The sequence below is a fragment of the Oscillibacter sp. CU971 genome (assembly GCF_905219725.1).
In the GTDB taxonomy this organism is placed as follows: Bacteria; Bacillota; Clostridia; order Oscillospirales; family Oscillospiraceae; genus Oscillibacter.
Map to the genome: position 1 here is coordinate 1 of NZ_CAJMXG010000061.1, position 14464 is coordinate 14464.

Genomic DNA, 14464 nt, shown 5'->3' on the forward strand with positions numbered 1-14464 from the left:
ACACCCAAAATCCACGGAAGGGCATAAGGGGATGTGACGCAGACAGCCCTCCGTGCGCTTTCACATGCTTTCCGGTTCGGCTTTGGCCTTATGGTTTCATTTTGGCCTGATGGATTTATTCTGGCTTCTATTTGACCTGATGGATTCATTCTGGCCGTTGCCGTGTCTTGAAGCGTATAAGTTGTATAAGGCTTTTCCGAAAAGTTTTTCGGCTTCTTGTCCGGCTTCATGCGAACCCTCAGAGTGTATTTCCGGCCCCTGCGGGGCCGGGCGGAGAAAGACTATTTTCCCCGGCCCCGCAGGGGACGGGGAAAGAAAAGACTATATTCGGTTAAAGATGGGCAGAAGAAAAGACGCCTTCACCTGGAGCAATCCGGGAAGAGGCGTCTTGCTTTTGCAAATCTTATAAATGGGGCTTGCTATTTCAGAGTCATAAGCGTACAATAACGAGTGAGGAAAACTGAATAGTGCGGTGTCCCAGGAGGGCGGCAACCCTCCTGAGACTATGCGGACAAATCGCTCTTGTCCACACAACGATAAAACGCACCACGGGCTTATTATACCCTCTNCTGGAATCTTTGGCAAGGGGANACCGCTGTGTTGNTATGATATATCGTGTCGTGTTGGGATTATTGCGTCCGCACGGCACGATTTTTGTTTTCCTCACGGCAAGCCCCCCGGCGTATCCCCAGCAAAGCGGGAAGGGGGACNGTTAATCGTCCCCCTGACCCTGCTCTGAAAATCTTCTGCTTTGCCGTGAGAAAAACAAGGAAAAGAAAGGAGACTATATAATAAAACTGATTACCATACAGGCAATCAGTGNATCTTCCAAAAATTCATTTTGTTTTGCGNATCTCGAACTCCGCTCCGCCCAGAGGCAGCAACGTCTCGCCGTCGCGCTTATAAATCGTAATCGTCGCTTCCTCAGCGTTCGGCCATTCATAAGTGATAGAATTAANCTCTTTCACTTAGAACTTTCTGCGGCCAGTTGTACGCTGATAGCCATCAGGCGCAGTAATTTCTTCAACCTGATACTGGCCGGGAGTCAAATCAGCCCAACGGGCATAACCGTCTTTGCCGGTCTTCACAGGAGCGCCAATCGGCGTATCGTTGATGTCATACAGCTGGAACACAGCGCCTTCCAGGGGCTGCTTTGTAGCGGCGTCGATTTTGTAAATCACGAGTCCGCCCGGCTTTGTGTTCTCAATCAAAACGACTTCTGTCTGACCGGAACGCAGAACCACATGATGGTCGGAATCGTCCAGCATATAGCCGTTCGGGGCTTTGGTCTCACGGACAAGATANCTGCCCTCGATAAGACCGTCGACTTTCACGTAACCCTGTTGGTCAGTCACTTCATTCTGGCGAATGATAGTGCCTTCGCCAGTACGAATCTNGAACACGGCGCNTTGCAGGCCGAGGCCGGTTTCAGCATCAATTTTGCGCAGCCACAGATTGCATAGCGGGTCATCTTTGAAAATCAGGCTCTTGACCCAGCCGGACGCATTTTCAGGAACAGTAAACGGCTGCACACTGGGATTAGAAATCGTATATCCGGGAGGCGCCTCAATTTCAGTCACGACATAGCTCTCACCGGGAACCAGCGGGCCATAGTCGATATAGCCGTCGACGCCGGTAATCAGCGTGTCATCCAGCAGCGTACCGTCGGCTTTCCGGATTTCGAACCGGGCTCCGGCAACCGGCAGACCGGTCTTGGAATCCAGTTTCCGAATATACACCATGCCGTCAGCATAATTGTTCAACGTCACAGAATACGCGTCATGCTGGTCATTGAGCTCGATATACTGAGGCGTATGGTCCACATGATAAGGAGCAGGAACTTCAAGTTCCTCAATCATGTAAGTGCCGTACTTCAAATCGTTCTCGATAACAATAAGACCGTTAGAATCCGTGACTTCTTCCCAGGAGGCTTCTTCCAGAGGAGACAGCGGCGTGATTCTGAATCTCGCGCCTTCAATGGAATGCCCGGTCACGCCATCTTTTTTGAAGATTTTGATACCGGACTTGGGCTCGTTGGCATACGTGTACTCAATAACACGGTTCGCCGCGTCAGGATTACCACCGGCACCGTCGGAACCGGAGCTGGACGTAATAACGATAGTCCGGCTGCCAGGAAGTCTTGTATCAGTCCAATAACCACGCTTAGTCGTATCCGTGTCATCAATGCCATGATAACCCTGCGGAGCATGTGTTTCGGTTAATAAATATTCGCCATTGGGCAGGTTTTCGAACACGTATTCGCCCTGGTCGTTCGTCTTACCGACTTTAGAAACACCGTCGCCCCAGCCATTTGGCTTGCTCGCGTTCAGGTCCTGGTTTTCCAGACGAATAAGCTTGAGCGTGAACTCTGCGCCAAGCAAAGGCCATTGGGTTTCAGAGTCAATTTTGCGGACTTTCAAAGACCGATAATGGGTATCTTCGAAAGTAAANTCGACNCGGCTGGAGTTAGAATTTAACTGCCGGACAATCGTGTAATCCGCACCGGATTCAGAACCAAGCTGGCGGTCTTTGNTNTAAAATTGCGGCGCAGACGTCTCCGTAACTTTAATCGTATAGCCGCGCTCGTCAAGCTCATTGCCGCCCTGGGTGTTCAAGAATTCTTTGTATTCTTCGAACGTGATTTTATGCCAGCCNTCGCGTTCAACGNCATCTTCTTCGGTCGTTGTCCACTGAGCGTTTAACTTCTTGCCGTCGATTTCGACTTCAAAAGTCATGCCAGCAAGAGGCTCGCCGGTTTCATGGTCGATTTTGCGCACCCAGATTTCAGGATACTTCGTATCGTTAGCTTCAAAAACCAACGGGCTTTGGCTGCGATACAGCGGCTTGACCTGCCAGCCATTGTCATCAATCAGATAGCCCTCGGGAGCGGTTTTCTCCCGNATGGAAATGTCGAACAATTTCTTGTCAGANTAGCCGTCGTCGGTGCCCTCGTCGCCCAAGAAGCGCTTGTAAGATTCATAGTTAATGGTAATCATACCATCATCGCCGGTCGTATAATCGCCGATAGAATGACCGTCANCCATGACTTCAAACGTTGCACCAGCCAGAGGCTCGCGAGTGTTCGTATCGCGCTTCNTGATTTGGATTTCGGGATACGGAATATCCTCGAAAACGAACTCTTTGAGAATTTCACCCTGATGCAGCTCCGCAAACTGCCACTGGTCGTCACTGAGCAGGTATCCAGCGGGCGGAGTTACTTCGCGGACGCCGATTGTCCAACTGGAACGATTGGTCCNGCCGTATTTCTGCAAGAATTTTCCATACACGTNTGGCGTAATCTCAGTCGTACCATCCGGGCCACTCTTGAACGTGCCAAGAATCTCGCCTNCGATTTGGACNTCAAACGTCGCACCCTCCAGCGGAAGCGTAGTACCCTCAATATATTTCTTGATAACGATGCTGGATTCCTTATAGTTTACAAACGTCAACATGACTTCCATATCGTCATGAATGTCAGACGCTTCCAGCCAAATGNAATGTTCGTTTTCCAACGGCAGCAGGTATCCAGGAGGCGGAGATGTCTCAATGAACGTGTAATAGCCGTCCTCAANACCGCCATCNCCGGCCCAAACAAACGTACCGTCAGAGCCGGTCTCCTCGGAGCCAACCTTTTGGCCGTTGCGGTAAATATCAAACTGAGCGCCAGCCAAAGGCTCACCATCAGCCGATACCTTTTTGATTTTAATACGCCGCAGCGGGTCGTTGGCAAATTCCAGGTTGCCGGAATGCATCGGATTACCGTCGGCATCAAAGCCAAGGGTCAGATGCCGCGCCGTCGTGTCGAGTTTATAACCCGGAGGGGGCGTCTTCTCGGTAACAGTATAATCACCGGGGGCGATATAATTGTCACCAGTGGGGTCCCACCATTGGATGGCAAGATTACCATTCTCATCTGTATCCATGTCATGAGAAACATATCCCATGCTCGGACCGGAAGAACCCGTCGTGCTGGAACCAGTCATACCACCGGAACCAGAACCGGAACCTGTACCAGAGCCAGAGCCTGTGCCTGTGCCAGAACCAGTTCCAGAGCCAGAACCCGTTCCGGAACCAGAACCAGAGCCGCCGGGCGTTGGCGTGGTAGCAGAAGAACCTGAACCGCCTTCTTCCTCGGCCTTATCGGGGGCCGTACTCAGGCACTCGGACACATAAAAACCGCCTGTATTCCGGGTCTTAACCACAGCCTGGGTCGCGTCATCGTCAAAATGCCACCACTCGGACGCGAGCGGGGACAAACCGGCGTTCATGCACGTCGTATGCAGCTTCATGGCACCGGCGTTATTCTTGACCGACGCTTTCAAATCGCTCTCAGGTGGATTTTGGCTGGGCTTGTTATACACAACGCCGTTGATGCTCAGGTCATGAATCTGAGAAGGCATACTGTTGCGGGCGCTTTTCAGGCCAACATCAGCAGCCGTTCCACGCTGATGATTGGAAATGTTCTGGGAAATAAACCAGCCCTTATGCCAACCATTGGAATCCGTCAGCAATGCGCTATACTCGGGCTTCTTCTCAACCAAATCGACAGCCGCCTTGACCTTCTTCTGGACGTCGAACGGCCGATACGCGTCGTAGAAAATCAGACCATCGCCGGATGCCGTCAATGCATTTTGCACGGCAGCCCATTTCTTCGCCGTGGCATACATAATTGGCACGATATACTCGTCTCTGCCAAGCCGGGCGTTGGGCATTTTCAGATTGCCGTACAGGTTCTCGCCTGTTACGCCAGACAATGGCAGATTACCAACGGCGTATTTGGCAGAATTTGCGTTCAGAATGTCGTATTCGATAGAGGGAAGCACGTCAGGCAGGTTAATCATACAATATGTATTATCAACCAAGCCCTCAAGACTGCCATTTGCCTCAGACGTGCGAACAGCCCATGTTTTGCCATTTTCAGACAGAATCGTGAACGCCGTGCCGGCCTTCAGTGTCTTGGTCGACCCGTCTGTCAACTTGATTGGCAAGTCGCAGCCAACAAAGCCGGTAGAACCCGCGACTTCCATTTCAAAATTGCCGGCCGCCGCGTACTGAACCGCCAGAGCGGAAAGAGAAGCAGCCGCTGCGGAACCGCCGGTGCCAACGCCGCCCTGAGAGTTGCCCTCAAAGTGGAACGTGGCCGGACCAACACCCTGCTTTGTCCGGGAGTCGATTTTACGGATAATATCCGTAGGCGGACCAGGAGGCGGAGGAGGTGTGTTCACCACACCGCCAACAGCCAAGTCAACCGCCGTTCCACNACTACCATTAGCAACAGTCGTGCCTGTTCCGGAAACCGTTGTCGTAATCAACTGATACCCGGCAGGAGCTTTCGTCTCTTGAGCGAAAATCTCGGCCTGCGATTGACCGCCGAGCTGTGTAGAACTAATCCGGATATAGGCGTAGCCATCGGACCCCGTAGTCGCGGTTCCGGCTACTTGCTCACCAGTCGTCGGCGTAGTATAAGAGAACTTGAACTCAGCGCCAGAGAGCGGATTGCCGTCGCCATCAACCTTCTTGACTTTCGCCCAGATTTCCTCATCACCAGGCTTAGCCGTCTCAGGAATCGGCACAATCNTGGGCTGGAACGCGCTGTCAGGAGCGTTATACATCGCAAACGTCCAGTTACCGTATTGGCCGGANATCGCAGCGCCCAGATACGCCGTCATGAGGTCAACGCACTCGTATTCTTCGGACCAGCCAAATTGTTCGGCCCGGTCAGACTTGATATACGTGCCGTTGACNGCCTTATAGCCTTTTAATCTGGCTTTTGCCAGATTCAGCATTTCGGAAAAACCGGCATCAGAAAGACCAAACTTGATATTTCCTGGATTTCCGCCTGACTCGACGCAAGCTTTTTTCGCTTCAAAGTCAAGCTCCAAACAATGCTTATACGCGCTTCCGTTTGTTATCAGCTCCCAAACAATCGNCTGTANCCAGCCATNNTCNATCATTTCATTTCCGCACTGGGACTTTGGCGGCTGCTCAACAGGCCAGCCATTCTTGTTTACTNGGAAATTATAGTAAGACAAGAACGCNTTTAACAGCGGGTCATCAATAATGCGGGAGAACGTATATGTCTTACCCTCCATGCTGTCGTTCATCCGCTTGTGATGGTTCGCGCAGAAAGCGATAGTTGGCACGCCGTTTACTTCAAACGTAAAAATGTGAAGCAGGCCACGGTCGCCGGAGGAAATACCCGGAATACTAAAGCCCTGGTCCATAGGCGGGCTCTTTAAGCATTTTATGGTCTGCGGAAAACTGCTTCCGCCGTCAGCCGCAAACGCCTCAATGGGCACCAGCGTAATAATACACAGGCACGCCAAGAGCATCGCCATACCGCGCTTCAGCTTAGAAAAATATTTTTGCACGTTCAATCAAACCTCCTTGTCATGCAAAAACTTGGAAAAATTGCTAAGACACTCAACTGGAATCATTGCCTTGCATAAGCACCTCCATAAAATAACGGCCTTGCCTGACAGGAATTCTTCTTGCCCGAGAAGAAAAGCTGAAAAACAAGAAAGTTCTGAAAACCACGGTCCACATTTACTTTGATATTTTACCGCGATTAGTTATCAAATACAAGTAAAATTTTCTAAAACAGGCCAGTAATGCGCCTTGAAAGTTATGGTCCAATCCATCAAATACCCAATAAATTATTGGCAAAACGTGCGATTGGCAGGGTCAAAAAATTTTTTGAAAAAGCCTTGCTCAAAAATCCTCATATATGAGGCGATTATGTAAAATGACAAGTTTTTACTTGAATACAAGCTATAAAACTGACATGTTGACATACAGCAAANTATCGTATAAAATACAGGCGCCACGAGCAAGCCGGCCCTGGCGCAAGCGCCAGCAGCAGCCGGCGCCGGTGAGATAACGGCGCGGGAGCGGCCGGCGCCAAGCGCCGGCGGGAGTCATAATGAAGAGAAAAGCCCAAAACGGCCGGGCAGACCCGGCCGCTTCAGGCGATNAANTCACAAATCNAAATNTATNTGCGNGAAATGAGGTAATCACCATGAAGAAAATCCTGTCCCTGATTTTGGCCTTGACGCTGATGGCGTCGTTGGCCATTCCGGTGTTCGCTGCCGGGTACGACGATACCAGTGGGACCGACCCCGGTANCTACCNGGAAGACCCTGTGTCTGACCCTGGCGAAGTCCAGCCCGTCGAGGATATTATCCCGGCTGAGGATGTTATNCAGCCCGCCGAAGATGCTANTGCGTCTGATGACGAACTGCCTCTGGTCTCCAGCTTCAGCGACGTTCCCCGCACCCACGGGTTTTACTCGGCCATCATGGACTGCGCCGCCAAGGGCATCACGTCCGGATATTCTGACGGCACGTTCCGGCCGACCAATCCCGTCACCCGCGCCCAGTTCTGCGTCATGCTCTCCCGTGCGTTTTATCCCAATGAAGTTAAGAAGTACGACACGGACGCGTATAAGGCCGTCTGGTTTGGGCCCAATACGAAGGCGCTGTCTATGGCAGGCGTTCTTAAAAATACCAGCTTCCAGTACGGCTTTGGTGATGCGTCCATCATGGACCAGACGATTAGCCGGTATGACATGGCCCAGCTCATGACCAATATTATGACAGCCAAGGGATTCACCGCGACCAACGCTCAGAAGACTGAGGCGCAGGCTAAGATTGCCGATTACAAGTCCATTCCCAGCANATATCAGGATGCGGTCAAAAATGTGTTCGCCCTGGGCATTATTACAGGGTATGACAAACTGGGAACGTTCAAAGGTGACAATATAATGAACCGCGGACAGGGCTGTGTCGTGATTTATCGCATGATGCAGTACACGCCCGCGACCAGCAAGCCCAGCACCGGCGATACGACCTACGATGACGGCAAGACGGACACCAAGCCTGGCACTACGACTACGCCTACCACCAAGCCCAGCACCGGGTCCAGTTCTGACAACTCCAATACAACAACTGGAGCAACCCTCAGCAATGGCAAAGCTATCACCGAATCCAACGTTCAGGCCCTGCTGAACGAGCTCAGAGCTAAATATCCTCATGGCACGCTGTATGCAACAGTTGGCACCAAAATCTACACGAATATCTATAGACCTGTAAGTGGTGCCAGCGGAACTCAGTGCGGTGGATGGGCGGCCTTGGCAAGCGACTATATCTTTGGAAAAACCGCTTCTGTCAGAACCCATAAGAACTTTAGTCAGGTGCGCATCGGCNACGTATTTTACAGCGAAGAACACAAAATGGTTATCACCGGAACCGCNNAGTGCGTATTTTNCGGAAGNACAGGCTACACTGTATGCCAATCCGGCACTTCATACGAAGTACACTGGTATGAGCNAGATGCCGTGATTTGCCTCAACTGTGACCTGCCTTGGGGAACCAATGACACCATCATCACCCGCTATCCTACTGACAGCACTGTGCCCTATCTCCAAATTAGCAAAGCAACCGGCTCCAGCGGGTCGAACGCTAATANCTCCGGCAACNCTGGTTCCAGTTCTACGACTCCCAGCACGACTCCGAGTACGACTCCCAGCACTGGCCGCACCTGTGACCTTTGCGGCAATTCCAGCACCAACTGGTTCTGGTCTTCCGACCGCAGCAAGCATATCTGCAACAGCTGCTACGCTACACCCTCTGGTAAGGCATTTATCGCCTGAGAATCGCAAAGAACCTGAATAAATNATTAGGAGCATTTTGTCTTAGTATTTGTTATAGTATTAGGAGCAAATCCCCCAAAAATCANATNAACAGGAACNAGCGAAACAAAATCAGACCGCCGCGGGCTATACAGCCTGCGGCGGCCAATTTTTTTACATTGGCGGCGCTGAGCGCCGCCAGGGGCTGACCGGGGCNATTTTTTTAGAAAGGTGGTGATATACATGCAGGTGTGTGACGCATAAAGCATCACGCAAAATCAGTCGCAACATGTCAACTCAGGCATGTTGCGGGAATTCCNGAAGNTAAGGGGTNGCAAATCANCNCCCCCTGCCAGAAGGGTATATGTGAAATATATACCCTTCCGGAAGCTGCAAATACGAAAGGAGGGCGCATCATGACAAATAGTAAACTACAAATTTTCACATATCAAGACAAAGATGTACGCACTATTCAGCGAAATGGCGAACTATGGTTTGTGCTAACGGATGTCTGCAAGATACTAGGCGTCAAGAACACGTCGCAAATGGCGGACAGGCTGGACGAAGATGAAAAGGGTATATGTGAAATATATACCCTTGGTGGGCCGCAAAATATGGTCATCATCAACGAGTCAGGTCTTTATGCGGTCATTCTTCGGTCCAACAAACCAGACGCCAAAAAATTCCGGCATTGGGTCACATCCGAAGTATTGCCAGCGATACGCAAGACAGGCAGCTATCAGATTCCAGACGCTGCCAATCCGAAAATCGACCTCAACAGCGTCCTAAAAGTCGTTCAAGAACTTCGCAAGACTCCCGCAGAGCAGATGCCGGTCGTACTGGACTTCTTATCCAGAGCTGGCTATCCCGTCGGAACATACGAAGAAATCTACGGACAGCCGCCTGCCGTGCCAACGCTTCCGGCACCAGAACAAGTCTCGCAGCAAGACAGCGTGCAAATGTTTGTGAACCAGATTGTTCCGCAACTGCAATGGCAGTTTTACTCGTTCAGCATACTGTTCGCCCTGTACACAAACTGGGTCAACCGTGAACACATTTGCCCAAAGCCCCTTGGCAGAAATAAATTTGTCCAAACTATCGCGAGCATGGCCGATGCCGGAAACATCCCAAACTGGTATTGCCCAGGCCGCAAACATCCTGTACGACCCAAACGCATGATGACCGGCGACGAGCCCCTGATGGCAGCCTATGACGTAAATATTGCACGCTATATTGGCAGAGCGAACTACACCGGAATACAACGCGTGTGATAAACAAAATCAGACCGCCGTGGGCTGCAAAGCCTGCGGCGGCCAATTTTTTTTGCGTATCAGGCGTCTTCAAAAATTACAAAATATTTTATAAGATTTTNTAAATTTTGAACGCGTCTGCACACACTTCGATTTCGGTAACGACATAGCTCTCGCCAGGAACCAGCGGGCCATAGTCAATATAGCCGTCGACGCCGGTAATCAGCGTGTCATCCAGAAGTGTACCATCGGCTTCCAGCGTACTCCCAGAAAGAATATTCTTCAGGCGCAATAGCCCAGCCGAGAGAACCATCTTCATAGCCTTTTGCCATCTTATAGAGCTTCATCTCAGAATCCCAAATGGCTTCAGCAGAAGTCGGGCTGACAACTTTGCCGGCAAGGTCTCCCTCAGTACAGGTATACTTCATAGGCTGATTCTTGGCTTCCAGCTTACCGGCGCCGGCATATGCGCGTTCACGTGCCAAAAGATAACGAGCATTACCGCCAGGCGTAGACGGCTTCACACCAGGAGCACGAGACTCAGGCGAATCGTCCCAATCGCTAAACAATGCCGCAAACGTGTTTGGCTGTGCTTTAACAGACCAGATATAAGCCTGTGTTGCAGCCTCAGACCAATACCGGGTATTACCAGCATCCAAACAAGGCACATCGCCTAAATAATCCTCGTCATCTTTGATTGCGTAATACTGATAGAAACCAATATAGCAAACAAAATGAAGAGCCTTATTGCTATCTTTTGTAATTTCAACCGGTCTGCCCCACTTAGAGCCTTCACAGCCACCGCCAAGCCGCTTGCCATTATTCGCACAAAACGCAATACGCTCGCGAATCTTGTTATTTTCATCAGGCGCTTTGATAGTAATCTCATGCGCCATCTGACCCTTACCGGACGACCCGTTGCCAAGCAAAGGCGACTTGTAGTAGTAATACGGTTTACTTGTACCCGTAGCGGACGGAAAGTCCTTCAGCGTAATATTCGCCGGAGCGGCAGCAAACACTGTCATAGTCAGGTCAAATGCTTCGAATGGAACCATGCCGACAAGCGAGAGCATGACCAGAAATGCAGCAAAACCACGCTTCAGCTTAGAAAAACATTTTTGCACGATTCTAAAACCTCCTTATACATGCAAAAATTTTGGATGGCTCGAATAATATTAACTGGAATTCATAAGCACCTCCATAAAAATAACGGCCTTGCCTNACAGAAATTCCTCTTGCCCAAGAAGAAAAGCTGAAAAACAAGAAAGTTTTGAAAACTGCAATCCACATTTACGCTAACATATTACACCGATTTTGCCAGAAATACAAGCAAAATTTTCTAAAACGAGTCACAAACGCATAAAGAAATCAAAGAAAATAAACAAAATAACCAATAAAATATTGGAAAAATCGAAAACAACAACGCCTTAAAATTCATATCAACAAAACGAAAACGCTCATATATCAATAAATTTCGAACAGATTCTCGGTCGCATGAATCAAATGCACACCGCAGGACCAAACAAGAACCATATGGTTACATTTAAATCAACGACGCCCAAACAAAGCCNGCGGTGACCAATTTTTTTGCGTAACATGCACTATGAATTGCATGGTTCCATTTTGGCCTTTTATTGGTTCCATTTTGGGCTTCTAACGCCCGAAAAAGTTTCGAAAAATGGCAAAATATATTGACCTTACGGCATGTTTGCGGTATAATATGTTGCAGAAAGGCAATGGTGATATACATGCGGGTGGCGGATGTCAACGTCTTCTTCGCCCCGAGTAATATTAGATGGGTCAATATGAATTTCCACCTAATTTTTGTAGGGCAGCAAATAACCGTTAGGCGCTTTGGTCTCGGCAATTTTGTACATGCCCTCGTTCAGTCCATCATCACCGCATCCAGCATCAGCGCCATTCTGCTCACAGATAGCACTGCCAGACCAAACGTCGCCGACTTCAGATTGTTATAAAAACGCAATCAAACAAGTTAAGCGGCGGCTTGGCGCGATTGTGGGCTAATGCAGGCCAAGAAAGTCTTTTAATTTACCGATGGTTTCGCCGTCGGCATGGGCCTTATGGCCATTTTCAAAGACTGGCAAAAAATTACGAAAGTGAGATAAACACTATGACAAACCCAAACGAAGCGAAGGACCATATCCCACAGGAAAAGATTCAATTCAAGTATTTAACAAAGTCCTTTGAAGCCCGAGACCTTGAAATCAGCATTGGATATTCCACAGGAAACGAATGCGCAGACCTTATCGAAAAGGAGTTGGAAAGACCCGGTTATTGTGAGGCTGCAAAGAAGTTTATCATGTGGAAATTAGATGAACTTACATGGCGTATTGAACGCGGGGAGGACCAAGCCACGATTGAAGAAGACGGTATCAATCCGAAGGATGACCCTCGGTATCCTATGTTGGAACGCCTTTGGAGCGAGCTGGAACAGCTGGAACGCAAATTGCCGCCTATCCCTCTTTATCTTTGTACCCGTTCCAAAGGTCCCTATGATTACATGGGCTTTCCTCTGGATGATAACTGGGTATATAAGAGCTATGAGGATGATTTTTCCCTGGACCTAGCGATGTACATAGATGACCTCCGCAAGAACCCGGCGGGGAATGAGCCTTTACTTCAACTGCTCCAGGGTATAGAAGCCATAAAGGCTTTGCAGTCCAGAGATGCGGCTTTGCAAGCCAAGTGTGAGCGCCTGGAAGCCCAATACAGAGATTCGCGTTACGAGAATTATGATTTGGAATGTAAGAACTCGTTTTTAGAATCCGAAAAAAAGCATCTTGAACAGGCTATATTGAAACTCTGCAATTATTACAGCCAGCCCACCGGAACGACTCCGGAAATGGCAAGTGAAGTTCTGGAGTTATCCGAAAAGACCGAAGGAGTTTGTATTTATTCAATTCTGTAATCAGTCAGGTTCCCCCGGAGTGCTCACGAACTCCGGGGGACGAATATAGTCTTTTATGGTCCGTCCCCTCCGGGGACGGACCAATCATAATANAGCGCAGGGGCTTTGCGTCAGCTGTGTCAGCAAAATATATTAACTCTCTCAAATTTCCCCGACGGCTTCGCCGTCGGCAGGGGCCTTTAAGCCAATTTCCTGGCAGCAAAATATTGTGGAGAGGATGGTAGCCATCATGAACCGCCGAATGAAGTTCACAGAATACACAGACGAAGAGCGTAGGCAAATCAGGCATGTGGAAAAAATGGAGGAAGAAATGGAACGCGAACTCAGAGTGGATTACTCCAAGATGAGTGATTGGGTAGAACGTTTCATCGCCGAATTGGAGAAGCCCGATTGCTGCTCAGAGGCTGAACTGCGTATCAACTGGCTGATGTTCCGCCTTATGTGTGGGAACTATGATGCANCCAAAGACGTCTACGTGAAGCCGGAGGAAATCACCAGCAGAGTTCCCANCAATGAGGATACCATGAGATAATACAGGCTCCTCCGGAGTGCTCACGCACTCCGGGGGAGCGAAAATAGTCTTTCTCTGCCCGGGTCCTCCGGACCCGGACGGAAACAAATACAGAGTGGGGGTATATTGAATACTGGGGCTATTGAAGCACTTGCATTCAATACGGTTCCGGATAAGGTCTCGGAGCGGCCAATGGCTGTTCAGGGGCCATTCTTTTTTGAAGCGCCGACGGAGACCGTCGGCAGACGCCCTTGTTCGCATGGCGGGGGACCGCTCAGGGAGCTTGACGGGCAGTGCCCGCCAAGCCCCATCGCTGGGTCCCCTGTTCCGTGCTCGGCCCCATCCGGGGCGCTGCGCCGGAACACCAAAGGTATGCGGGCACCCATCGGCCCCCTGCGCAGCGGCTTCCGCCCTCCGCCACTGGCCCCCGCGAAGGGGGGCCGCTGGCTACGGACCGCCGCTGCTCCGGGGCTTCGGCCTGCCGCTTCGCGTCACCACTCCGCCGGGGACCCAGGCCCCCGGCTCCGTTGGCCTCGGGCTATCGCCGCCTGTGCCCGCCCGTCGCTCCGCCGCCGTCTCGGCCCCCCGCTCGCCTCGCTACGCCCTGCGGGCGGCTCGGACGGCTCCGGCACTCGGTCCTGCGGCTCGCCCTTGGGCTGCTCCGGGTGGGCCTGCGGCCCGCCCTACGCGCCNCTGCGGGTTCGCCTCCGGCCCTTCTGCGCCGCTGCCTCGGCGGGTCCCCCCAAGACGGCCCCTGCTCGTCGTGGCTGGTCGCTCGGTCNCCTCGCTCCGCCACGTCGGCAGGGCTACGGGCTCCGCTCCTCCCGCCTGGGGCCTGGAGCGGCCCTGCGGGCCGCTTTCTCCGGCCCCCGGCCCCAGGCGTTTTTGGAAGAAGCAGCCAGGGGGATAAAGTTGGATTGCGAAGCTGGCAGAGTTCTGGAGCTTTCAGCGGCGGTTCGCCGCCAGGGATAGTAATACAGCTCTGCCCAATACATCCGGCGAGAAGAATGGAGAAATACACGCTGGGGCTGAAAACAGCGAAAAAGTTCCGGATTTGACTTGTAGGATTTGTAGGACTTTTTTTCAGGTTTTGCTCCTATATATTTCCCTAATACACATATGTGTTATAAATGGATATTACTATA

At 50.9% G+C, this 14464-nt stretch carries 6 protein-coding genes; 3 read left to right on the plus strand and 3 right to left on the minus strand.

Annotated features, from left to right (window positions below):
- Together JX325_RS06315 and JX325_RS06320 are read right to left on the minus strand one after the other, a co-directional pair.
- A partial coding sequence (locus JX325_RS06315; protein ID WP_204790309.1) for a hypothetical protein occupies positions 1–230 on the minus strand: 230 nt, incomplete at its 3' end.
- A gap of 738 nt (positions 231–968) precedes the next feature.
- The gene (locus JX325_RS06320) at positions 969–6371 is read right to left on the minus strand and encodes a SpaA isopeptide-forming pilin-related protein (RefSeq protein WP_243413955.1); all 5403 of its coding nucleotides are present in this window, start codon (positions 6369–6371) and stop codon (positions 969–971) included.
- Between the two features lie 647 nt (positions 6372–7018).
- Here JX325_RS06320 and JX325_RS06325 point away from each other — a divergent pair.
- The gene (locus JX325_RS06325) at positions 7019–8650 is read left to right on the plus strand and encodes an S-layer homology domain-containing protein (protein ID WP_204790311.1); all 1632 of its coding nucleotides are present in this window, start codon (positions 7019–7021) and stop codon (positions 8648–8650) included.
- A 395-nt stretch (positions 8651–9045) separates the two neighbouring features.
- Entirely contained in the window at positions 9046–9900 is an 855-nt protein-coding gene (locus JX325_RS06330) for a Bro-N domain-containing protein (RefSeq protein WP_204790312.1), read from the plus strand.
- Positions 9901–10109: 209 nt separating this feature from the next.
- On the opposite strand, the gene JX325_RS06335 is transcribed toward JX325_RS06330, so the two are convergent.
- Positions 10110–11003 carry a hypothetical protein gene (locus tag JX325_RS06335; protein WP_204790313.1) on the minus strand — a complete coding sequence of 298 codons (894 nt, stop codon included), beginning with the start codon at positions 11001–11003 and terminating at the stop codon, positions 10110–10112.
- 1007 nt (positions 11004–12010) lie between these two features.
- On the opposite strand from JX325_RS06335, the gene JX325_RS06340 reads away from it, so the two are divergent.
- Positions 12011–12808, plus strand: a complete 798-nt coding sequence (locus JX325_RS06340) for a hypothetical protein (protein WP_204790314.1) — start codon at positions 12011–12013, stop codon at positions 12806–12808.
- The last annotated feature ends 1656 nt before the right edge of the window (positions 12809–14464 follow it).

What these genes read in the sequence shown, in the direction of transcription:
- JX325_RS06330 (WP_204790312.1), top strand. Translation starts at nt 9,046, where the DNA reads ATGACAAATAGTAAACTACAAATTTTCACATATCAAGACAAAGATGTA.
- JX325_RS06340 (WP_204790314.1), top strand. Translation starts at nt 12,011, where the DNA reads ATGACAAACCCAAACGAAGCGAAGGACCATATCCCACAGGAAAAGATT.